This is a genomic window from Candidatus Sodalis endolongispinus, from assembly GCF_018777395.1.
Lineage (GTDB): Bacteria > Pseudomonadota > Gammaproteobacteria > Enterobacterales > Enterobacteriaceae > Sodalis_B > Sodalis_B endolongispinus.
In genome coordinates this window covers 265,645-288,722 of the sequence record NZ_JAFJYC010000002.1, presented here as the reverse complement: position 1 = coordinate 288,722, position 23,078 = coordinate 265,645, and the positions used below count along the sequence as shown (strand labels likewise).

Here is a 23,078-nt window from a genome sequence, read left to right as displayed (position 1 = left end):
TATGGCGGCGCTTACGTGGCTAGCGTTACTCTTCCTCATCATCATCGTGCCTCGACGCCAGACGTTCAATCCACACCAGCTCAATACGGTACTCGACCATCTGACGAATAGTAAACCGCCACTCGTCAAGCGTTACCACGTCCCCTTCCACCGGCATCTGATCGCACTGCGACAGCAACAAACCGGCCAGCGAGGCGACGTCGTCCCGCCCGCGCGCCAGCGCCTGGGTGTCCAGCGCCTGCTGTAAGGCGTGCAGGTCAGTACTACCCTTCGCCAGCCAGCCGCCCTCATGAACTTCAATCTCCGGCGTTTCATCCTCGTCAGGAAACTCGCCGGCAATCGCTTCCAGCACGTCCAGCGGCGTCACCAACCCCTGCACGACGCCGAATTCGTTGGACACCATCACCATGCTGCCTTTCGCCCGGCGCAACTCCTCCAGCAGCTTTAGCACATCCAGGGTTTCCGGTACCACAATTGCCGGGTTGGCGGCCGCGTAAGCTTTGACCTGCTCGCCGTTATCCACCGCCGCCATCAAGTCCTTGGCGCGCACGATGCCGATAAGCTGATCCAGCTCGCCGTTACAGACCGGAAACATATTGTGCGGCGTCTCCATTAACGTCGCGCGCAACTCCGCAACCGGCCGCTGGCAGTCCAGCCAGGTAATTCCGTTGCGGTGGGTCATGACGCTGCGCAAGGTCCGCGAGGCCAGCGACAGCACGCCGGTAATCATGTGGCGCTCTTCTTCGGCGAAATGCGCCTGTTTAAAGGCTCTAGCCGAATCGTCCTCGCCGGTTTCACGCTGCGCCCTGCCCCCCATCAGCCGCATAATCGCTTCCGCGGTGCGCTCGCGCATCGGTTTGGCGGACTGATTTTTGATAAAATTGCGCAGCGCTATTTGGTTAAACATTTCAATAAGGATCGAGAAACCAATGGCGGCGTATAGGTAGCCTTTCGGGATATGAAAGCCAAACCCTTCAGCAATCAGGCTGAGGCCTATCATCAGCAAGAAGCTGAGACACAGTACCACCACGGTTTGATGACGGTTAACGAAACGGGTCAATGGACGGGACGCCAGCAGCATAATCGCCATGGCGATGATAACCGCGGTCATCATTACCGGCAGATTGTTGACCATCCCTACCGCCGTAATCACCGCATCTAGGGAGAACACTGCGTCGAGGATGACAATTTGCACCACCACCGCCCAAAAGCTGGCATAACCACGGCCGGCACTGCTGTCGTGTTCTTTATTTTCCAGGCGTTCATGCAGTTCCGTAGTGGCTTTGAACAACAGGAAAATACCGCCAAGCAGTAAGATAAGGCCGCGGCCGGAAAAGGAAAAGTCTCCCAGGGTAAACAGCGGCCGCGTCAGCGTGACTATCCACGATATCAGCGACAAAAGGCCCAGACGCATGATAAGCGCCAGCGAAAGACCCACTACCCGCGCACGATCGCGCTTTTTGGGCGGCAGTTTGTCCGCCAGGATCGCAATAAAGACCACGTTGTCTATGCCGAGAACGATCTCCAATACGACTAAGGTCAGCAATCCCACCCAAATTGAGGGGTCCATTAAGAATTCCATCACAGGCTCCGTAAGGTATTCAGGCTGTAGTTATAACAGGGTTAAACCGCATCTTTGCCGGCAAACGCGCAGGGGCAAGCCGCCAAGAGGCAAACGTTCTTGGGAGCGGGATCAAACATGACGAAAGAAGATCCAGCGCGAGGCGCCAGTGAGAGAAGACGAATGGCCGCGCAGGCGGACAAAAGTTGATGAAACAGCTTCGGTGACAGTCCATCGGAGGGCTGTTTGCTCCTTTTATAATTTAAACGCTTTACTGTATCAGGGATTCCCCGTCCGGCACAAAGCTTTTTCACTTCATGCCGTGGCCGTTTGTTCATTTCCAGCTACACTCTTTTGTGCGCTTCTACCGATTCTGGTAGCCAAATAACTGAGCGCCGTCACAATTTTTATTTTTTTACACACTAAAATAAATCGCGATTTACTTATGATCGTCCGAACCAATAACTGAAGCAGATCAATCTGTAGAACGAACATCCGTCAGGGCAGGCATCGTTCCTGACGTTGCAGTTATACCACCAAAGAGTTAGGGCCTTAGACACACCTTTCGTGCGGGGCGCATAACCCATTTTGTCAATAGAGGAGGTATCCAGTGAGTATTGCTATTGTTATTGGCACTCACGGGTCAGCGGCCGAGCAATTACTGAAAACGGCTGAAATGATTTTAGGCGCACAAGACAACGTCGCCTGGATCGATTTCGTCCCAGGCGAAAACGCTGAAACATTGATTGAAAAATATACCGCCCGTCTGGCGGAACTTGATACCACAGCAGGCGTGTTATTTCTGGTCGATACCTGGGGAGGCAGCCCGTTTAATGCCGCCAGCCGGATTGTCATCGATAAAGAAAATTACGAAGTGGTCACCGGCGTCAATATCCCCATGCTGGCCGAAACCTTCATGGCGCGTGACGACAATCCCGCTTTCCAGGAGCTGGTCTGGATCGCGGTGGAAACCGGACGTATCGGCGTGAAGGCGCTGAAAACCCCGGAACCGGCCGCGCCTGCTGCCGTGGCCGCACCCGCCGCCGCGCCGGTCGCGAAAGCCGCACCGGTGGCTGACGGTCAGGGCGGTCATATGACTATCGGTTTGGCTAGGATCGACGACCGTTTGATCCATGGCCAGGTGGCTACTCGCTGGACCAAAGAAACCGACGTTAAACGCATCATCGTGGTCAGCGACGAAGTGGCCGCGGATACGGTGCGTAAAACCCTGCTCACCCAGGTGGCACCTCCTGGCGTTACGGCTCACGTGGTTGATGTGGCAAAAGCTATCCGCGTTTACGACAAACCGAAATATGCCAACGATCGCGTCATGTTGTTATTTACCAACCACACCGATGTGGTGCGTCTGGTCGAGGGCGGCGTTGCCATTACCACGGTCAATATTGGTGGGATGGCCTTCCGCCAGGGCAAAACCCAGGTCAATAATGCCGTATCGGTGGACGAAAAAGACATCGAGGCATTCAACAAACTCAACGATCGCGGGATTGAACTGGAAGTGCTAAAGTGTCCAGCGATTCCCTGTTGAAGATGATGGATTTAATTAAAAAACTCGGCAATTAAGCCCTACGACGCATTATCACACTTAAGAGCGTAAGTTTGCCTGGAAACGGATTCATCGCTCTATTACGCAAGGTAAGAGGAGAAGTACAATGGAGATCACCACGCTTCAAATTGTACTGATATTTGTCGTCGCCTGTATCGCAGGCATGGGATCGATTCTCGACGAATTTCAGTTCCACCGCCCGCTGGTGGCCTGTACCTTAATTGGTCTGGTCCTGGGCGACATGAAAACCGGTATCATCATCGGCGGGACGTTGGAAATGATCGCACTGGGCTGGATGAATATCGGCGCCGCGGTGGCGCCCGATGCCGCGCTGGCGTCCATCATCTCCACCATTTCTGGTCATTGCCGGTAACCAAAGCGTCGGCGCCGGTATCGCGCTGGCAATTCCGCTGGCCGCCGCCGGACAGGTGCTGACTATCATCGTACGTACCATTACCGTCGCCTTCCAGCATGCCGCAGACAGCGCCGCCGAACGTGGCAACCTGACGGCGCTAAGTTGGATCCATGTCTAGGCGCTAGTGCTGCAGGCCATGCGTATCGCCATTCCGGTGGTCATCGTCGGCGTGTCGGTCGGTACCGACGCGGTGCACACCATGCTCAGCTCGATCCCGGAAGTCGTCACCAACGGTTTGAACATCGCCGGCGGCATGATTGTGGTGGTCGGTTATGCGATGGTCATCAACATGATGCGCGCAGGCTATCTGATGCCGTTCTTCTATCTCGGCTTCGTCACCGCGGCTTTCACCAGCTTCAACCTGGTGGCGCTGGGGGTCATCGGCGTGGTTATGGCCATACTCTACATCCAACTCAGCCCGCGCTATAACCGGGTCGCAGGACAGGCCGCACCGGCGCAAGGTGCTAACGATCTCGATAATGAACTGGATTAATAGGTGAGAGAAATGGTCGATACTACAGCTACAGGTCAAAAGAAACTGACGCCCGGCGATGTACGCGGCGTATTTATCCGCTCCAACCTTTTCCAGGGATCTTGGAACTTTGAACGTATGCAGGCGCTCGGTTTTTGTTTCTCCATGGTACCGGTGATTCGTCGCCTCTACCCGGAAAACAACGACGATCGCAAGCAAGCGATCAAACGCCATCTGGAGTTTTTTAATACCCATCCCTATGTGGCCGCGCCGGTATTGGGCGTGACCATGGCCATGGAAGAACAGCGTTCCAACGGTGCCCCCATCGACGATGCCGCTGTCAACGGCCTGAAAGTCGGCCTGATGGGACCGCTGGCCGGCGTCGGCGACCCGATATTCTGGGGTACGGTGCGGCCGGTATTTGCCGCTCTCGGCGCCGGTATCGCCATGAGCGGCAGTTTACTGGGTCCGCTGCTGTTTTTCATTTTGTTCAACCTGGTGCGTCTGGTCACCCGCTATTACGGCGTGGCGTACGGCTACCGGAAAGGGGTCAATATCGTTAACGATATGGGCGGCGGCTTCCTGCAAAAAATGACGGAAGGGGCGTCCATTCTTGGCCTGTTTGTCATGGGCGCGCTGGTCAATAAATGGACCCACGTCAATATTCCCTTTGTGGTGTCACGTATTACCAACACTGAGGGGCAAACCACCGTCACCACCGTCCAGACGATTCTGGATCAGTTGATGCCGGGGCTGGCGCCGCTGTTGCTCACCTTTGGCTGTATGTGGCTGTTGCGCCGCAAGGTGAACGCGCTTTGGATTATTATGGGCTTTTTCGTTATCGGTATTTTCGGTTACTGGGTCGGTCTGCTGGGCCTGTAAGCGTATTGTTGCCAAACCGGGGGACGTTACCCCGGTTTTTTTTGCTTGCTGGGAGGAAGCATGACCCTTACCGATATCGGCCTGGCGCTTATGACAGCCGCCGCGCTGCTGTTTGCCCTCTTCGATGAATTCATTGTGGATTATGTCCTACGCGGTAAAACGCGGCTACGGGTGCCGCTGCGCCGTCAGGGCCGCCTGGACGGGCTGATTTTTATCGTCTTGCTGCTTATCCTGCTGTACAAAAACATTACCACCGGCGGCACGGTGCTCACCTCCACGCTGATTTTAATGCTGGGGATGATGGTGGTGTATCTGGCTTATATTCGCCGTCCTCTCATGCTGTTTAAAACGGAATTTTTACGGTAATATCTTTATTCGTTATTCCCGCATCAAAAATATGAATTTATCTGAAGATGGTTATCTGGTCATTGATCTAGAAAAACGACGTTTGCTGATCCAGGTCAACAAATTAGATGATCTGCAGGCAATCTACCATTTACTTATTGAAATACAATGATTTATAATTATTTATAGCCTTAGCTAAATAAATTAGTCATCGCCATAAAAAATACCCTTATCGTTAATTACGCCGTTGCTGACTGACATTATCCTGACAAATCCCTCTCGCCGTGTTCATTTAATCAACAGCAAGCCTGAGGGTATTTATCCCTGTTATTTTTGTAATTGTTATTGTGGGAATTAATATGTTAAGGTTGCGCCGTCATTAGGGAGTAGCCTGTTTTCGACGCCTTGCGGAAATGCACGTGTAAACATACTCGTTTCTTTGGTAAACGTGGTGCGGGCGGCCTTCATCGGCTGGCGAGACTATAGACATGCGGACCTGTCGATAAGGTTGGGGGGACGTGAAAGCGTGGATATGGGCGCCCAGCCGAGGCACAGTAATGAACCTTTCCGCCACACTGATTCTTGCCTTTGGTATGTCAATGGACGCCTTCGCGTCCTCCATCGGCAAAGGCGCCACGCTGCACAAACCCGCGCTGCGTGAAGCGCTGCGCACCGGGCTTATTTTCAGCATCATAGAAGCCATTACCCCGCTTATCGGCTGGGGGTTGGGTCTGCTGGCCAGCCAGTATATTATGCGTTGGGATCACTGGGTGGCGTTTGCTCTGCTGGCGTTTCTTGGCGGCCTGATGGTGCTGGCGGGCTGGAAACAACACCCGGCCGAGACACCGCTGGTCGGCAAGCATAGCCTGGGCGTGTTGATCACCACCGCCATCGCCACCAGCCTTGATGCGCTGGCCATCGGCGTCGGTCTGGCGATGCTGCAGGTCAATATCCTTCATACCGCGCTGCTTATCGGTCTTGCGACCTTGATTATGTCCACCACCGGCATGCTGCTGGGACGTTTTGTCGGCCCCTGTCTGGGCAATAAAGCGGAAATCATCGGCGGCGTGATCCTCAGCGGCATCGGCTGCAACATCCTCTATAGCCATATCGGCGAGGCTATGCTCGCTTATCTGCCCGGTTAATCCCCCTCACCTCGCTGCACCGCTCAGGCATCAGGCACGCCGCCACAGCCGCACGGTAAAATCCGTTTCACAGTCAAACTGCGCCATGGCCGACAACCGCTCCAGTACCAGAGGGGTGGCGCGCCAGGCGAAGGGCGTCATGCGCAGTAGCGCCACCCCCTCCTCGCCGGTCAATTGCAGCGGATAGCCAAGCGATAGGTCCTGCAACAAGGTAAAGCCGGCAACGTTTTCTTCCTTAGGCGCGTGCAGTTGCACATCGCGGTAAATCAGCGCTTTAAGCTGATAGAGATGGCGCGGGCCGGGGGTCACCGTCAGCAGCACGCCGCCCGGACGCAACGTGCGACTCAGCTCGGCGGGGTTGCTTGGCGCATAAATGCGCATGATACCGTCCAGTGAGGCATCGACAAACGGCAACCGCTGGCTGGAAGCCACGCAGAACCTGACCTGCCTGTAGCGCTTAGCGGCACTACGCACCGCATTCTTGGCAATATCCATACCGTAGATAACCGCCTGGGATTGGTGACACCTGAGCTGGTCCGCCAACGCGGCGGTGTAATACCCTTCGCCGCAGCCGATATCCAGCCAGCGAAGGCCGGGTTCAGGGGTAAGTGCTGCGATAGATGCCATAATGCTGTCACGCAGCAGCTGATAATGGCCGGCATCCAGAAAGGCGCGCCGCGCCGCCATCATCATGGGCGCATCGCCCGGATCTTTGCTGTGCTTGAACTGCACCGGCAGCAGATTAACATACCCTTCTTTGGCGAGGTCAAAGCTATGCTGCCCGGCGCAACGATAGCAGGTGCCATGCAGCGCAAGCGGCTGGTGGCAAAGCGGACATTGAAAACAAGACATGGCCATTCCGATCGGAAAACGTCGTAGGGCGCAGTGTAACGTAAAATAACCCCTCTGGCGGCAGAAAAACGCGCTACACTGGGCGCATCTTTCACATGCTTCCCACAACGACAATGAACGCTTATTCATCCCTGCTGTCCCCAATCCCCAGGGTGGTGCACGGCTTTGGCGACAAGGCGTCGCTGATGCCTGAGAGGCTTCAGTCCTGGCAGATGACGCTGCCGGACAAGAAGCAAGTGCATGGTACCGCCATCGGCTGGGTACGCCGGCCAGGCGAGGCGCCTGGCGAGCTTGACGGCGTTATTACCGATGTTCCCGGTATACTGTTGACGGTGCTGACCGCCGATTGTTTGCCGGTACTGTTCTGCCGCCGCGACGGCCGGCGTATTGGCGCCGTGCACGCGGGATGGCGCGGTTTGCTGGCGGGGATCCTCGGGCAATTTGCCGCCACGCTTGACGCGGTAGGCGACAAGCCATCGCAGTGGGTCGCAGCGATAGGCCCCGCGGCCGGGCCGTGCTGTTATGAAGTCAGTCAGGCGCTGGTGGATGAATTCAGGCAGCAATTGCCGCTATCCGCCGCGGTTATCGCGCCACGTCCGCGCCATCTGGATTTGGCGGCTATTGCCCGGCTGCAGTTACTGACGCTCGGATTCGTCGCGGTCGACACCATCGGCCATTGCACCCTCTGCTGCCCGGCACCTGGGCCGGCGGAATGCCTGCGTTATACCAGTTTTCGCCGCAATAGCCAGCAGCGCGAGCGGGATCCCGCCCATCCTTCCATCAGTGGACGCAATCAGCACAGCGGGCTTATCATGCTGCCGGACGACGCAGCGGAGTGCAACGCCGGCGTGGATGTTATGGGAAAGTAAAGTGAGGCGGAACAAACGACGCGTCAGCCAACCGCGGCAATGCCGGGACAGACCTGATAGGTTGCCGGCCAAAAGTTAAATCCCCCCGCTGACGCGAAGCCAGCAGGGGGACTTAGATGTCATCCGTCAGTCAAATGACCGACCGTTGCCGCAGCAACCTGGATTACAGGGCAGTTACGTTAACTGCTGAAGGGCCTTTCTGGCCATCCTGGATCTCGAATTCTACGTTTTGGCCTTCGGCCAGCGTTTTGAAACCGTTACCCTGAATAGCGGAGAAGTGAACAAACACGTCTTTGCTGCCATCGGCCGGAGTGATGAAACCAAAACCTTTAGACTCATTGAACCACTTCACTTGACCTTTAATCTTTGCCATCTTGCATATTTCCTTTGGAGTGTTTAAATCGCCCTTTGGCGATGTAGAGACAAACTGGAGTCGTTACTGCTTGAGGCACTAAGATAAGGATCGGCAGAGAAGCGGTATGCAACGAAATCGTCTACACGCAAAACTTCTTTACTGAAAATGCCACTCATATACAGAACTGTACCTCGTTTTACCCAATTGCGTTATCACATACTCTGTAAATAATGGCAAGCCATTTTTAATCAGGGCCGGATATGTCGCGCATTATCAAGACACTGGACTACCCACCTGGCATCAATAAGGTGCGTGAGACCCTCACTTCATGCTGGGTTATAGCACTACGGCCTGCCGTTATCGGATAAGGATAACATTAGCGCAAACCCCTGCTGGCGTCCAATGCATTATTCAGAAATAACTATTCATTCATCATAGTAAGAAATCAAGAGGCCCAGTTCACAATTTTCACTCCTGGTCTTATAACCTCTTTTTCTAACATAGTAAAAGAATGTGCTAAACCTTTATGATCGAGGCATTATGCCATGCCCGCCCCCTATGCTTTCGCACAGGATAACACCCGCTTATGACCAACCGCTACCGCCCCAGTACGGTGCCGGAGTTGCGCTATAAAGGATCACCAAAGTTGTGCAATCTTTGCGCGTGCATGAGATGCTAATATGCCAATTAATAAATTTAAAAATAACCTAAACGCCGTTAATGCACCCAAACGAACAAAAAAGACACATAATGTTCATTTATTACCTGCTGCGTTTGGGCTGGTTTGTTATTAACGCGCTATTTACGGTGAATATTAAAGCAATATGACAGTCGGAAAAGGAAACCGACCGTGAATGAAATTGAGGGTATTTGTCACACCGCTTCGTTTAATTACCCCTCTTTGCTGACCGGAGCTTAGCGACAATATTCAATTTGAGACGCTGGCGCCCATGAAACTCGGCGGCAGCGGCATGGGCGGATGGCGAATCAGGTGCCGGCGACGGGCTGTTCCGCCTTAGTCCAAAACTCGGCAACGCTCACAGCGCCAGACCGTTTAACAACACGCTCTAGCAATCCCGGGTTCACCGCTGCACCAACCACCACACCACAGGGTATGCCCCCAACCGGCACCTCGTTCAATGCCCGCGAGTCCCTCAGGCCCTGGACACCCCTGCGCGAGCCCATCCGCGTGAAGAGACTTCGCCCGCGAGTCTAGCGCTGCATACACAGCGGCCGAATACAGAAATTAGAGGCTCAGTTTACCGCCAATTTTCAGCGCGGTGAAATCAGCACTGTCTATACTCGCCGCTCGCTGGGCACGCAGTAACTCGCGCGGCGGTTCGTCCAGTGATTCATCCGCCAGCTCGAACACGCCCCAATGAATCGGGATCGTCCGGGGCTTTTGCAGCTCTTGATACAAACGCACCGCCTCGGTCGGACTCATATGACTTTCCGCCATGAACCATTCTGGTGCATAGGCGCCGATAGGCAGCGCAGCTGCATCGAACGGCCCCAATCGCTGACCTACCTCCGCCAGTCGCGGGGTGTAGCCGCTATCGCCGGCAAAAAAGAACCGCCATTGCGATGTCGACACCACCCAGCCGCACCACAAACTCTGGTTGCGGTCCCATAGCGTGCGCATACTCCAGTGACGGGCCGGCGTGCAGTGCAGCGAAAATTCCGTAAGCGTAAGCGCGTCCCACCAGTCACATTCGTCGACGTGTTTGACGCCGTGCCGGCGCGACCAGTCCCCCATGCCCAAAGGCGCAGCAACCCGTAACGCGGGAAATCGCTTTAACAGCCGCCGCAGGGTGCCGCGATCAAGGTGATCATAATGATTATGGGAATATAAAACCCAATCGATGGCGGGCAATTCAGCGAGAGTTGCCGCAAGCGGCGTTTTGCGCAATGGCCCGGCAAACGGCAGCGGGGAGGCGCGGTTGCCCAGCGCTGGATCGATAAGGATATGCCGCCCAGCTACCCCGCAGTAGCAGGCAGGCGTGGCCAATCCACCATACGGCGTCTTCCTGACCGCTGAAGTCGGCTTTTTGCCACCATTGGCGAATAAAGCCTTCATAACCCTCCCCAGGCGGCCGCGGCAATCCTTGCGCCTTGCGCTCTTCCCGCCAGCGTTTAAGCGCCCCCGGATCGCGCAAGGAGACGTCAGGGTTGGTGAAGCCGGTCGGCGTATGGTGGAGTCTGTCGGGATCATACCAGCGGTTGCGCTTGCTCATGGTTTTGCACTCTCCCTGTTAAGGACGGACAACGCAAAGGGATAGCCCACCGTCCCTATGCCGGCCAGGGGGGGTAACGTGCGTTGGGGTATTATCTCGTTCAGCGATAAAATCTTTAAACATGACGGGCTCACCGGGGACGGTAGGCACGGCCGGGTTCGGCCCTTCTCCCCGCGTGAGCTTCGCCAGCAGCGCGGTTTGCTGTTTTTGCTGCTCCAGAAGCTCGGTAAGCAAAGCTATCTGCTCGTTCGCTTTGACGCTGGCGCGGTTAAGGAAAAACCACACCGCCAGCACAATAACGAATACCGCGACGGACGCCACGGCGACGGCAATATTCAGGCTGCTATCTCCCAACTCATTCATGAACTGACCTGCCACTCATTAAACCAGTGGCTATCTTATCACTCCATGGCCGACTTAGTACCCTGCTGACAAAATTTGCCTGTTAACAGACGTTACCAAGGCATCCATTTGGTGACCAGACATAGGCCGCTGAAAAAATCCCCTCCCTGGTCACAAAAGCTATTCAGCGCCGACAGCCAAAGAGCCAGGCAGAGCAGCAGAATCGCGATTAATTTAACCGTTGTGCTTCTTTTCAAAACCCTATTCCTGAAATGCCTAATGCACTAATGTTATCTACTAAAACTTAAACCGTAGATAACAGCACCTTAATTAGTTTTCAATGAAATGATTTTTAAGTAAGAAAACGCACTGGTAAATCGAGACGGTCGCATTCATTGGCTGAAGGCGACCGGTAGACCGCGATTAATGCGGGGTGGAACGATCAAACTTCATGTCGATAATGGCGATAGCTTTCTCAATCGCGCGCCGGGTGAGGGGATCACGCGCGGCCGGATGGGTGCCAAAATCGATGTTTTTCAGTTGCGCGGACATTTTATTACGTACCTCCGCCGGCGCGATGATATCGATAACGTCCAAAATCTGTTTTATCACCAGCTGGCAGGCGACCAGATCGGACACCAGTTCCTGGTTTTCAGTAAAGGGTTGTGTCATGTCTTTTCCTTTATGCGTAAGCATCCGAACCGGGTGAGATAACCCGGTTCGGTCAACGGGGCGTTAAAACGGATAGTCGCGGTAGCCTATTTGGCGGGAGATCGTGCGCGCCGCGTCGTGCAGCATTTTGACATAATCGTTTTTGGCGTCTTCCGAGAAACGAATGGTGGGAAACGAAATGCTCAGGCCGGCAATGACGACGCCAAAACGGTCAAATATCGGCACCGCGATGCAGCGCAGCCCTTCTTCCTGTTCCTCGTTATCCTCGCCGAAGCCTTGGGCGCGTACTTGCTCCAGTTCCGGCAGTAACGCCTCACGACTGCCGGCGGTGCGCGAGGTGCTGCGGGTAAAGACCACATCGGCCAAAATATCGCGCGCCTCAGAGGGCTCGCGCCAGGCTAGCAGCACTTTGCCGATAGCGGTGCTGTAAAGCGGATTGCGGCGGCCAACGCGGGAATACATGCGTAAATTGTACAATGAGTCAATCTTGTGGATATAGACAATGCTGTCTTCATCCAGGGCGCCGAGATGAATGGTTTCACGCGTCAAGTTGGACAACACACGCATCTGGATATCGGCGATACGTATCAAATCGACGTTTTGCAGCGCTTTCGCGCCTAGCTCAAATAATTTAAGCGTTAATGAATATTTTTCCGATTCCCCCTCCTGCGCGACATAACCCAGGGATTTCATCGTTTGCAGGAAGCGGCATACCGTACTTTTGGACATCATTACCCGCTGCGATAGTTCGGTAATACCAATTTCACGCTCTTCCCCCAGCGCCTGGAGGATGCCGAACACTTTTAATACCGACGACACCGAATCAGGTTGCCGGTCGACTTCTGCTATCGCCATGTTAATAGGTATCCTGTACAGGGAGTTATTTGTTTTAAAAAATAGAACATGATTTTTAGTATAATGGCAAGGCCGTCGCCAGCGCAATGAGGGTTCGCCCGACAGGGGCCGTTGTTAGTTAGTATTTATTACATTTCCCGCGCGAAACGCAGCTCGCCGATTGCAACAAAAGTGTTACAGTAAAGGCTTTTACGGATGAACGAACCTTAATGACCCACATCGACCATGACGGCCTTCCCCTGCCGCAGCGCTACGGAGCCATTCTAACGATTGTGTTGAGCGTCTCCATTGCGGTCCTGGATGGTGCCATCGCCAACGTCTCCTTGCCCACTATCGCCCGGGAACTTCACGCCAGTCCGGCGGCTTCAATTTGGGTCGTCAATGCCTATCAATTGGCGATAATCGTTTCACTGCTGTTCCTTCGCCAGCCTCGGCAATATCTACGGCTACCGTCGCGTTTATCAGTGTGGTCTGGCGGTGTTCAGCGTGATGTCTTTACTTTGCGCATTATCAGATAGCCTATGGATGCTGATTGGCGCCCGCATGCTACAGGGGTTGGGCGCGCGGCGGTGATGAGTATCAATGGCGCATTGATCCGGATTATTTACCCGCAGCGTATTCTCGGCCGCGGCATGGCCATTAATACGCTGATGGTAGCCGTTTCCACCGCTGCCTGGCCTACGGTGGCGGCCGGTGTACTGTCGGTGGCCAGTTGGCAGTGGCTATTTGCGATCAATGTGCCTATTGGCCTGTTCGCCCTTTGGTTGGGACACCGCTACCTGCCTGTCAACCCGCAGAAAAACAGCGGCCAGCGTTTTAATGCCGCCAGAGCGCTGATGAATGCCCTGACCTTCGGCCTGCTGCTTTGTGCGCTGAGCGGCTTCGCCCAACAGGTCAACGGCCGCTGGATAGCCATTGAGCTCTGTCTGGCCCTGGCTGTGGGAACCTTGTTTGTCCGTCAGCAGTTACGCCAGCGCTGGCCGCTGCTGCCGGTGGATTTGCTGCGCATTCCCCTGTTCTCCCTGTCCATGTGTACCTCCATCTGCTCTTTTAGCGCACAAATGTTGGCAATGGTATCGCTGCCCTTCTATCTGCAAACCGTGTTGGGCCGTACAGAGGTTGCCACCGGTATGCTGCTGACGCCCTGGCCGCTGGCGACCATGGTCTTTGCCCCGCTGGCCGGCGCCCTTATCGGCCGGGTGCACGCAGGGCTATTGGGGGGCATCGGCATGTGTTTGTTTGCCCTGGGACTATTTTCGCTGGCCTGGCTGCCGGCGGCGCCGAGCGACGGCGAGATTATCTGGCGCATGATGCTGTGCGGCGCTGGTTTCGGCCTGTTTCAGTCGCCTAACAACCATACCATTATCACCTCTGCACCGCGTAATCGCAGCGGCGGCGCCAGCGGCATGTTAGGTACCGCCCGCCTGTTTGGTCAAACCAGCGGTGCCGCCCTGGTCGCGCTGATGTTTAATATGTTTGGCGACAGCGGCACCCACGCCTCGCTGGTGCTGGCGGGTATTTTCGCCGCCGGCGCCGCGCTGGTCAGTCCGCTGCGTATGACGCAAGCTAACCCGCAGCAAGCGGTGGGAAAATAAGCGCAGCGCCGATGGCACAGGGTAAGATGGCGGCGTCGGGCAAAAAAGACCCCTTTGCTACGGGTGGGGTTCTCTGGCTGCCCGCCACGCCAGGGAGTCGCTGCAGCGTTTAGCGGCCGGCGCCAGAGTTTTTGAGGCCACCACCGAGAGACGCCAGAGTATCAATGTCACTACCGCCCGGCACCAGAGTCCCAAAGTCACCACCGAGAGGCGCCAGAGTATTAAGGCCACCGCCGACAGGCGAAAGAATATTACGGGCATTACCGGCCGGCACCAAAGTCCCAAGGCCACCGCCGGCCGGCGCGAGGGCGTCGGACCGACGGCGCCCTTATTGCAGATATGCGCCGGAACGCAGCGCTTCAATCCGTTTATCCAGCGGCGGGTGCGACATGAACAATTCGCTAAAAGTCTTGTTGCGGCCGTTAATGCACAAGGCCATCATGCTGCTGGCTTCCTGGGGTTCATAGCTGGTTTTCAGCCGCTGCAGCGCCGCAATCATTTCCTCGCGCCCCACCAATCTGGCCGAGCCGGCGTCGGCGTGGAATTCGCGGTGGCGTGAGAACCACAGGGTAATAATGCTCGCCAATACGCCAAACACCAGCTCCAGCACCATGGAAGCGGCGAAATACACCAGCGGGTTGCCGTTACCGCTTTCCCCCTCGTCACGGTTCGACGACATAAAGCCCGCCGCCAGCTGCGCCAGAATACGCGAGACAAAAATGACGAAGGTGTTCACCACGCCCTGAATAAGGGTCATGGTCACCATATCGCCATTGGCGATATGGCTGATTTCGTGCGCGATAACCGCTTCGGCCTCGTCGCGGTTCATACTTTGTAGCAGACCGGTGCTGACGGCCACCAGCGACGCATCGCGCCGGGCGCCGGTGGCGAACGCGTTGATATCGGGGGCGTGATACAAGGCTACCTGCGGCATGGCGATGTTCGCCTGCTGCGCCTGCTGGCGCACGGTATTGAGCAGCCAGCGTTCGGTTTCATTGCGCGGCTGCTCAATCACTTCGCCGCCGACCGAGCGCAGCGCCATAGATTTTGACATTAACAGCGAAACGAAAGCTCCGCCGAAACCGAATAGCCCGGCCATAATCATTAATCCGGCTGCACTGGAGGACTGGATCCCGGTGAGGCTCAGTACAATACCGAACACCGCCATTACCGCCAGGTTAGTGAGCAAGAAAAGAGCGATACGCATCATAAAATGTCAGGTTCCTTAGAAATGATCACGCTTATTGCGTAACGTTAATCTAGGGTCTTACCGGCGATTTTCAAGCATTGCGCGTCGATGAGTCGCTAAAAATACATAACTTTACATTTTGTTAAACTTTTTGCTCCCTTCCCTGACACACGGCTCACCAGGGCGCCGGTGTCGGCGCCCTGGTGAGCCGTTTACCCCGCCGGGGGAGCGGCGGGTTGGCTGGCCTCGGCATGTGAGAGGTCCAGCGCAATCTGCACCGTTTCATCCAGATAGGGATCCGGTTCTTTAAAATCCTTAGGGATCGCCTCCAGATTCTCCACCGGTTTGCTACCCTGACGGATAAGCCTCTCATTAGTGCGCTGCAGACGGATAGCGTCATCCTCATGGTTCTCCCGTTGGGCGAAGTTGAGAGATACCCAGTTACGCTTATCTTTCATGGCGTGGTAACGCGCGATATCCTGCTGTATGTACTGGAATTCAGGATCCTTGGCGATGCGCGCCTGATGCGCTTTCAGCAATTGTGCGGCAAACGGCTTCAAATCGCCAGCCTTGGTATAGGTGGCCGCGTTAATACTGTCCCAAGGGAGCGCATTATCTTCAAATTTTTCGCCAGTTTCGACCGTCTCGGTGCCGGTTGGCATGATGATATCCGGCACCACGCCTTTACATTGCGTGCTGCCACCGTTGACGCGATAGAATTTCTGAATGGTGTATTGGATAGACCCCAACGCAGGCCATTCCGGGCGCAACATTTGATCGTAGATACGGTTCAGCGAGCGGTATTGCTGCACGGTACCTTTACCGAAGGTCGGCTCGCCGACCACCAGCGCCCGGCCATAATCCTGCATTGCCGCGGCGAAAATCTCCGATGCGGAGGCGCTGAACCGATCGACCAGCACCACCAGCGGGCCTTTATAATAGACAATGCCTTCGGTGTCGCTATCTTCGCGTATTTTACCGTTGTTATCGCGCACCTGCACCACCGGACCGCTGGGAATAAACAACCCCGACAGCGACACGGCCTCGGTCAAGGCGCCGCCGCCGTTGGCGCGCAAATCGATGATGATGCTCTGCACGTTCTGTTTTTCCAGCTTCTGCAGCTGTACCTTGACATCATCGGTCAGGCCCACGTAGAACCCTGGAATGTCCAGCACGCCCACTTTTTCCTTGCCGATGGTTTTCACCGACATTTTCACCGCCCGATCCTCGAGCCGGATACGCTCGCGGGTGACGGTGACGATACGGGTTTTGGTGCCTTTGCCGGCGGGCAGGATTTCCAACCGCACCTTGCTGCCCTTCGGCCCTTTTATCAGCGACACGACGTCATCCAGCCGCCAGCCGATGACATCAACCATCGGTTTGCCGGTCTGGCCAACGCCCACCACCCGGTCGCCCACGGTAATGGCTTTACTTTTCGCCGCCGGGCCACCTGGCACCAGCGAGTTTATTACCGTGTAATCATCATCCATCTGCAATACCGCGCCGATGCCTTCCAGCGACAGGCTCATTTCGGTGTTAAACTGCTCGGTGTTGCGCGGAGAAAGGTAATTGGTGTGCGGATCGATTTCATGGGCGAAGGCGTTCATGATGAGCTGGAATACGTCTTCACTGTTGCTTTGCGCCAGCCGCCGGATGGCAAACTGATAACGCTTGGTTAATATATCGCGGATCTCTTTCTCATCTTTGCCGGTGAGCTTGAGGTTCAGCGCGTCATACTTCACCTTGGCATCCCAAAGCGCGTCCAGTTCGGCCGTGGTTTTGGGCCAGGGAGCTTTGCTGCGGTCGATTTCGATGGCCCCGTTACCGTTAAAGTCCATCGGTTTGCCAAACTGCGCTAGGGCATACTGATAGCGCTCGAACCGGCGCTTTTCCGCCAGATTGTACATCGCATACGGCAGGTCCAGTTTACCGCTCTTCAGCTCATCGGCCAGCTGCGATTTTTGGGCGGCGAACTGGGCAATATCCGAGGCCAGCAACACATTGTGGCTATAGTCGAGCATGTTCAGGTAACGGTCGAAAATTTTACCGGCGAAAGACGCGTCCAGATCAAACTGACGATAATGCGAACGCGTAAACCGCGCGCTGACGCGCTGGCTTACCGTATTCTGCTGTGCTGATTCTTTTAACGCCGGTATCTGATCGGCGCGGGTGATGTCGTCTTTCGCCATCGCTCCGCCCGCCAGTAGCGCCCCCGCCATGATGGCGACTCTGACAAATGTGTTCATGCCCTGGTTGGCCTCCGTATCAGAACTGCATGTGTTCTGCGCGTACTATCAAAGCCATCCCGGAAGAGAGCTGCACACGTACCCCTTCTTTGGCGATTTCCATGACGGTTGCGTCCATGGGACTTTTACCCACTTTGACTTTAATAGCCTGGCCGATGTGTAAAGCAGAAATATCGGTGACAGGCACGGTTTTGACGACCGGCGCCGTTTGCCTGGGGGCCGGCGCGGGACGTTGTTGTTTGGGACGCGGTTTGCTGGGTATGACGTTGTCACTCTTGGCGGGCCGCTTGCCCGCAGCGGGTCGACGCGGCCCCGTGGCCTCGCCGTTTTCGCGTTTTTTCGCCTGCTGAGCGGCCCGCTGAAGCTGAACGCGGGCCTTGGCTTCCTCTAGCTGCTTAAGTGCATGTTCAACATGCTGCGCTTCCAACTCGCCGCAGGGATTGCCGTCGAGATCAACGCGCTGGGCGCCGAGCTTTATCCCGTAGAGGTAACGCCAGCTTGAGGTATAAAGGCGCAACGCGGAGCGCAGTTGCGTCTTGCTAATATTCTCTTCGCCCCGAACCCGTGCCACGAGGTCCTGAAAGATGCCGATCTTAAGCGGCCTGGCTTCGCCTTCTGCCGTGAAACAGAGCGGAAATCGCTCCGCCAGAAAGGCAATGACTTCTTTATTGCTGTTCAACTTAGGTTGATTTTCCATGAATTTTCCTGATTACAACGGGCTTGCCAACCAGCGCAGGCATGAACAGGCGTCATTATAATGACGCCATTGGCAAATGCCACGTTATCCGTATATCATTATCAAGTATTAGTGATAAATTTGCGCATATTGGTGGTTCCCAAATTCCGGCAGAGGTAATCCGCCACTGCCTTCAGTCCATCTTCATCATCCTGATCGAAGCGTTGATAAATTGTGCTATCGATGTCCAATACCCACGCCACACGACCGTCTAGCGTGATAGGCAATACGATTTCCGCATTACTGGCGGCATCACAGGCGATATGGCCCGGGAAAGCATGCACATCGCCGATACGCTGAATCCGGTTTTCCGCCGCTGCACTGCCGCACACCCCTTTACCGAGCGGGATGCGCGCGCAGGCGACTTTACCTTGAAAAGGCCCGAGAACGAGTATATCACCGTCGAGTAAATAAAAACCGGCCCAGTTCACCCCTTCCAGACGCTCATAAAGCAAAGCGCTGGCGTTGGCCAGCGCGGCGATAAAATGCGTTTCGCCTTCAAGGAGTGCCGACAGATCCTGCAATAATTCGGCGTAAAATTGTTGTTTTTTCATAATAAACCATTAAATGAGCTAATCTTTGTTGTAGCAGACGGCACACCAGTCTCTATAAAATAAGCAATAAATGCCCAAAGCCACAAGATTAATCCGTTATGACTTCACAAAGTGTTCGCGCGCGGGTATGTTTGCCCGGCCAGGCAGGCGGTTCGCCGGGGGTTAATTATAACCCGACAACGGCGGCATGGAGGGTAAAAAATTGAGGTGTGGGGGAGGCGTAAACGCCGCGCGATGAAAATAACCGCTATTCATGATGCCTTTCCGTCCGGCCAATATCAACGCTGTCCGGAATGCGATGTTTTATTTATCCTGCCGCCCCTGAGCGATAATCAGGATGCCTGCTGCCCGCGCTGCCGGGCGAAGGTGGTGCGCGGGCGGGACTGGAGAATGACCCGCCTAACGGCGACGGCGATGCTACTGCTGATGCCCTTTGCTTTTACCGAACCCTTGATAAGCATCCGGCTGCTGGGCACGCCCATTAGCGCCAGCTTGCTGCAGGGCATTTGGCAAATGGCACTGCAGGGCAATATCATCACCGCCAGCATGGTGGCGTTTTGCACCATAGGGGCGCCCGCAACACTGGTCTTTTCTCTGTTATATTTGTATTTCGGCCAGCGGCTGGGCCTGAATTTACGCCCCGTGCTGCTGATGCTGCATCGGTTAAAAGAATGGGTGATGCTCGATATTTATTTGGTCGGTATGGCCGTGGCGTCAATCAAAGTAAAGGATTACGCCGACGTCACCTCCGGCCTGGGATTAACCGCCTACGTTATTTTGACGCTGCTCAGTCTCCTGACACTCATCAAACTCAATACCGGCCAACTGTGACACACCTATTTCCCACAGGCGGTGCCGCGCCCCGGGCTGCCAATGACCGGCGCGCTGCGGGTCTGCCTTGGCTGCCGCTTCACCGGCCTGCCGGACGCCCGTGGACGCTGCCCGCGCTGCCATACGCCGCTGCGCCGCCGCCGGCGCCACAGTCTGCAAAAGGCCTGGGCGGCGCTCATCGCCGCGATTATCATGCTGATCCCGGCCAATGTGCTGACGATATCCATCATCTACCTCAACGGGAGCCGTAACGAGGATACGATTATGTCCGGCATTCTGTCCCTGGCGCAGGGCAATGTGGCGGTGGCGGCCGTGGTCTTTATCGCCAGCATTTTGGTGCCGTTTATCAAAATCATTGTGCTATTTACGCTTTTGCTGAGCATCCATTTCAATGTTCGTCACGGCATGAAGACGCGCGTGCGGCTGTTGCGATTCGTCATCTGGATTGGACGCTGGTCGATGCTCGATCTGTTTGTCATTGCCATTACCCTATCGCTGGTCGACCTGGATCAACTGCTTGCCTTTACGCTGGGACCGGCCGGCTTTTATTTTTGCTCCGCCGTGATTTTGACAATTCTCGCTGTCGAGTGGTTGGACAGCCGTTTGCTATGGGACGCACATGCCACACACGCCGACTACACCGATTAATGCCACCGTCCGCACCAAACGCCGGATATCGCCTTTCTGGTTGCTGCCGTTTATCGCTCTGCTCATTGCCGGCTGGCTGGTCTATAGCACCCTGCAAGAGCGCGGTACCACGGTGACGATTGATTTTGTCTCCGCCGATGGCATCGTCGCCGGGCGCACGCCGGTGCGTTATCAGGGCGTGGAGGTCGGCACCGTACAGAATATCAAGCTCAGCGATGACCTGCGCACTATCAAGGTCGAGGCCAGCATCAAAAGCGATATGCGCGACGCGCTGCGCGAAGGGACGCAGTTCTGGCTGGTGACGCCCAAGGCATCGCTGGCCGGCATTTCCGGCCTGGACGCCCTGGTCGGCGGGAACTATATCGGTATGATGCCGGGTAAGGGCAACGAACAGACCCACTTCACCGCCCTGGATACCCAGCCCAAATATCGCGTCAATACCGGCGAGCTGCTGGTGCATTTGCAGGCGGACAATCTAGGCTCGCTCAGTACCGGTTCGCTGGTGTATTTCCGCAAGCTGCCGGTCGGCAAAGTCTACGATTTCGACATCGCCCGCAACCGTAAAGGGGTGACCATTGACGTGCTGATCGATCGCCGCTTCACTCATCTGGTGAAAAAGGACAGCCGCTTTTGGAATGTCTCCGGTCTGAAGGTCAATGTCGATCTTCACGGCGCGCGGATAGAAATGGAAAGCGTGTCGGCGCTCGTTAACGGCGCCATCGCGTTCGACTCGCCGGCCGCTAGCGCCCAGGCCAGCACTGACGACAATTATCGGCTTTACCCCGATTTGGCCCATAGCCAGCGCGGCGTCATCATTACCCTCGATCTGCCCGACGGCAGCCATCTTAGCGCCGGCCATACGCCTTTGCTGTATCAGGGCTTGGAAGTCGGCATGCTAACGAAAATCACCCTGGGAAAAGACAAACATGTCACCGGCGAATTGACGCTTAATCCGTCGGTAGCGGATTTGATGCGCAGCGGTACCCGTATCGAAATGACCACGCCGCAGCTATCGCTCACCCAGCCCGATATCAGCGGTTTATTGGCCGGCACCACGCTGGAGCTGATTCCCGGAGACGGGGAACCGCAGCAGCGTTTCACGGTGCCCGACAGCAACCGTAGTTTACTGCAGTTGCCGGGGGTGAAAATCTTTACTCTGAGCGCGCCGCAAACCTACGGTATCGACGCCGGTCAGCCGCTGACGATGAAAGGGATACAGGTGGGCAAGATTACCGCACGCCAGCTTACGGGCGAGCAGGTCGTGTTCAGCGCCGCCGTTAAACCGGAGTACGCCGGCCTCATCCATCAAGACACCAAGTTTGTCGTCAACAGCCGGGTCGATGTCAAATTCGGTCTGGACGGGGTACGGGTATTGGGTACCAGCGCGCAGGAATGGCTGGACGGCGGCGTGGAAGTCATACCGGGCGCGCAAGGGCCGGCGCAGAGCCATTATCCCCTGTACGGCAATCGCGAGATGGCCGAACAAGGCATACAGGGGGACAGCCCCTCCGCCACCCTGACGCTGACCGCGACCGACTTGCCCGATATTCAGACCGGTTCGATAGTGCTTTACCGCAAATTCCAGGTGGGTGAGATTGTGGATGTGCGGCCTACGCCGCAGGACTTTAAAGTCGATGTTTACATCCAGCCGAAATACCGTAATTTGTTGAGCGACAGAAGCGTGTTTTGGGCCGAAGGTGGCGCGCGGGTACAAATTAACGGCAGCGGCCTGACGGTACATGCTTCACCGCTGAACCGCGCGTTGAAAGGCGCCGTCAGTTTTGACAATCTGGCGGGCGTCGCGGTGACCAAAGGCGCGCCGCGTAAGCTCTACGGCTCGGAAAACGCCGCACGGGCGGTGGGCAGCCAGATCGTGCTACGTACCTAAGACGCCAGTAAGCTTTCTCCCGGTATGCCTATCCGCTATCTGGGGATTGACGTCGGCCAGATCGAGACGATGAAGCTTTCCCCCGGCAATAATATGGTGCTGGCGCAGGCGGTATTGTATCCCGAATACGTGCAGACTTTTGCCCGCAACGGTACGCGCTTTTCGGTCGTAACGCCGGAAATTTCCGCCGCCGGGGTCAATCATCTGGAAACGCTGCTGCAGCCGTATATCAACGTCGAACCGGGCAAAGGCGGCGTCGCGCGCGAATTTGAACTGCAGCAGACCACCATCACCGATTCCCGTTATCTCAATGGGCTGAATATTGTGGTAGACACGCCGGAAGCCGGCAGCCTGCAGGTCGGCACGCCGGTACTGTATCGCGGCATCGAGGTGGGAACGGTCACCAGGCTTGCTCTTGGCACGCTGGCTGACCGGGTTTACGTGGCGCTGCGCATCAGCCGTCAATACCAGCACCTGGTGCGCACCAACTCCTTGTTCTGGCTGGCCTCGGGCTACGATATCAAATTCGGCCTAACCGGCGGCAGCGTAAAGAGCGGCACCTTCCAGCAATTCGTCCGCGGCGGCATCGCATTTGCCACCCCGCCGACGACGCCGCTGGCGCCAAAAGCCACCGACGGCAAGCATTTCCTGCTTCACGGTGAGGAACAACAGGAGTGGAAAACCTGGGGTACCGCCGTATCGCCGAACTGATGGGCGCGACGGCCTGGCAACAGCGGCTTTATCCCCCGGCAATAGGCGTGGGAGCACCGGCAACGGGCGGAAAGAACGCCAGCACCGGAGAATTTAGCTTTTCGTGCTGCTTGCGCT

At 55.9% G+C, this 23,078-nt stretch carries 17 protein-coding genes and 6 pseudogenes; 10 read left to right on the top strand and 13 right to left on the bottom strand.

The genetic code is table 11. The features are described 5' to 3' along the window. Window positions 1-25: 25 nt before the first annotated feature. Window positions 26-1,582, bottom strand: a complete 1,557-nt coding sequence (locus tag JZM24_RS14565; RefSeq protein ID WP_215670551.1) for a TerC family protein — start codon at window positions 1,580-1,582, stop codon at window positions 26-28. Between the two features lie 589 nt (window positions 1,583-2,171). Between JZM24_RS14565 and manX the strand changes: the two are divergent. From manX to mntP, 5 genes and pseudogenes are all read left to right on the top strand, one after another. After that, a pseudogene (manX, locus tag JZM24_RS14560) lies at window positions 2,172-3,142 on the top strand (PTS mannose transporter subunit IIAB). Between the two features lie 89 nt (window positions 3,143-3,231). Then, window positions 3,232-4,033 (top strand): annotated as a pseudogene (locus JZM24_RS14555) (PTS mannose/fructose/sorbose transporter subunit IIC). A gap of 12 nt (window positions 4,034-4,045) precedes the next feature. After that, complete coding sequence (locus tag JZM24_RS14550; RefSeq protein ID WP_215670549.1) at window positions 4,046-4,894, top strand: PTS mannose transporter subunit IID; 849 nt, start codon at window positions 4,046-4,048, stop codon at window positions 4,892-4,894. A 60-nt stretch (window positions 4,895-4,954) separates the two neighbouring features. Beyond that, window positions 4,955-5,411: pseudogene (locus JZM24_RS14545) on the top strand (DUF986 family protein). 385 nt (window positions 5,412-5,796) lie between these two features. Then, window positions 5,797-6,384, top strand: a complete 588-nt coding sequence (gene mntP / locus JZM24_RS14540) for a manganese efflux pump MntP (protein ID WP_215670547.1) — start codon at window positions 5,797-5,799, stop codon at window positions 6,382-6,384. 30 nt (window positions 6,385-6,414) lie between these two features. Here the strand turns inward: mntP and rlmA are convergent, their stop codons facing one another. After that, the gene (gene rlmA / locus JZM24_RS14535) at window positions 6,415-7,236 is read right to left on the bottom strand and encodes a 23S rRNA (guanine(745)-N(1))-methyltransferase (protein ID WP_215670545.1); all 822 of its coding nucleotides are present in this window, start codon (window positions 7,234-7,236) and stop codon (window positions 6,415-6,417) included. Window positions 7,237-7,349: 113 nt separating this feature from the next. Between rlmA and pgeF the strand changes: the two genes are divergently transcribed. Next, complete coding sequence (gene pgeF / locus JZM24_RS14530; protein WP_215670542.1) at window positions 7,350-8,105, top strand: peptidoglycan editing factor PgeF; 756 nt, start codon at window positions 7,350-7,352, stop codon at window positions 8,103-8,105. Between the two features lie 163 nt (window positions 8,106-8,268). Here pgeF and cspE read toward each other — a convergent pair whose 3' ends face one another. The 7 genes and pseudogenes from cspE to kdgR all read right to left on the bottom strand — a co-directional run bounded on the left by cspE (window position 8,269) and on the right by kdgR (window position 12,563). Beyond that, window positions 8,269-8,478 carry a transcription antiterminator/RNA stability regulator CspE gene (gene cspE, locus JZM24_RS14525; RefSeq protein ID WP_005968829.1) on the bottom strand — a complete coding sequence of 70 codons (210 nt, stop codon included), beginning with the start codon at window positions 8,476-8,478 and terminating at the stop codon, window positions 8,269-8,271. 23 nt (window positions 8,479-8,501) lie between these two features. Then, window positions 8,502-8,636, bottom strand: coding sequence for a DUF2627 domain-containing protein (locus JZM24_RS14520; protein WP_074013602.1), 135 nt, complete (start codon window positions 8,634-8,636; stop codon window positions 8,502-8,504). A 1,070-nt stretch (window positions 8,637-9,706) separates the two neighbouring features. Next, window positions 9,707-10,694 (bottom strand): annotated as a pseudogene (locus JZM24_RS14515) (MBL fold metallo-hydrolase). An 18-nt stretch (window positions 10,695-10,712) separates the two neighbouring features. Continuing rightward, window positions 10,713-11,057, bottom strand: coding sequence for a YebO family protein (locus tag JZM24_RS14510; protein ID WP_215670540.1), 345 nt, complete (start codon window positions 11,055-11,057; stop codon window positions 10,713-10,715). Between the two features lie 92 nt (window positions 11,058-11,149). After that, window positions 11,150-11,293 carry a PhoP/PhoQ regulatory lipoprotein MgrB gene (gene mgrB / locus JZM24_RS14505; RefSeq protein WP_215670538.1) on the bottom strand — a complete coding sequence of 48 codons (144 nt, stop codon included), beginning with the start codon at window positions 11,291-11,293 and terminating at the stop codon, window positions 11,150-11,152. A 166-nt stretch (window positions 11,294-11,459) separates the two neighbouring features. Further along, window positions 11,460-11,708 (bottom strand): DUF2766 family protein, encoded by a 249-nt coding sequence (locus JZM24_RS14500; RefSeq protein ID WP_215670536.1) that lies wholly within the window; start codon window positions 11,706-11,708, stop codon window positions 11,460-11,462. A 63-nt stretch (window positions 11,709-11,771) separates the two neighbouring features. Next, window positions 11,772-12,563 (bottom strand): DNA-binding transcriptional regulator KdgR, encoded by a 792-nt coding sequence (gene kdgR, locus JZM24_RS14495; protein WP_215670534.1) that lies wholly within the window; start codon window positions 12,561-12,563, stop codon window positions 11,772-11,774. A 209-nt stretch (window positions 12,564-12,772) separates the two neighbouring features. Between kdgR and JZM24_RS19275 the strand changes: the two genes are divergently transcribed. Continuing rightward, window positions 12,773-13,081 (top strand): hypothetical protein, encoded by a 309-nt coding sequence (locus JZM24_RS19275; protein WP_281418238.1) that lies wholly within the window; start codon window positions 12,773-12,775, stop codon window positions 13,079-13,081. 3 nt (window positions 13,082-13,084) lie between these two features. Further along, on the top strand, window positions 13,085-14,158 hold the full coding sequence (locus tag JZM24_RS14490; protein WP_512699073.1) for an MFS transporter: 1,074 nt from the start codon (window positions 13,085-13,087) through the stop codon (window positions 14,156-14,158). A gap of 328 nt (window positions 14,159-14,486) precedes the next feature. On the opposite strand, the gene htpX is transcribed toward JZM24_RS14490, so the two are convergent. The 4 genes from htpX to msrC all read right to left on the bottom strand — a co-directional run bounded on the left by htpX (window position 14,487) and on the right by msrC (window position 18,883). Beyond that, a complete protein-coding gene (htpX, locus tag JZM24_RS14485) occupies window positions 14,487-15,368 on the bottom strand; it encodes a protease HtpX (RefSeq protein ID WP_215670532.1) in 882 nt (293 codons plus the stop codon). A gap of 191 nt (window positions 15,369-15,559) precedes the next feature. Next, complete coding sequence (gene prc / locus JZM24_RS14480) at window positions 15,560-17,593, bottom strand: carboxy terminal-processing peptidase (protein WP_215670530.1); 2,034 nt, start codon at window positions 17,591-17,593, stop codon at window positions 15,560-15,562. A 19-nt stretch (window positions 17,594-17,612) separates the two neighbouring features. Next, window positions 17,613-18,290: an RNA chaperone ProQ gene (proQ, locus tag JZM24_RS14475; RefSeq protein WP_215670528.1), complete on the bottom strand. Its 678-nt coding sequence runs from the start codon at window positions 18,288-18,290 to the stop codon at window positions 17,613-17,615. 101 nt (window positions 18,291-18,391) lie between these two features. Continuing rightward, the gene (msrC, locus tag JZM24_RS14470; RefSeq protein ID WP_215670526.1) at window positions 18,392-18,883 is read right to left on the bottom strand and encodes a free L-methionine (R)-S-oxide reductase MsrC; all 492 of its coding nucleotides are present in this window, start codon (window positions 18,881-18,883) and stop codon (window positions 18,392-18,394) included. Between the two features lie 234 nt (window positions 18,884-19,117). Here msrC and yebS point away from each other — a divergent pair. Next, a pseudogene (gene yebS / locus JZM24_RS14465) lies at window positions 19,118-20,362 on the top strand (membrane integrity lipid transport subunit YebS). Beyond that, window positions 20,334-22,961: pseudogene (locus JZM24_RS14460) on the top strand (MlaD family protein). Before yebS ends, JZM24_RS14460 begins: the two co-directional pseudogenes overlap by 29 nt. Window positions 22,962-23,078 lie beyond the last annotated feature (117 nt).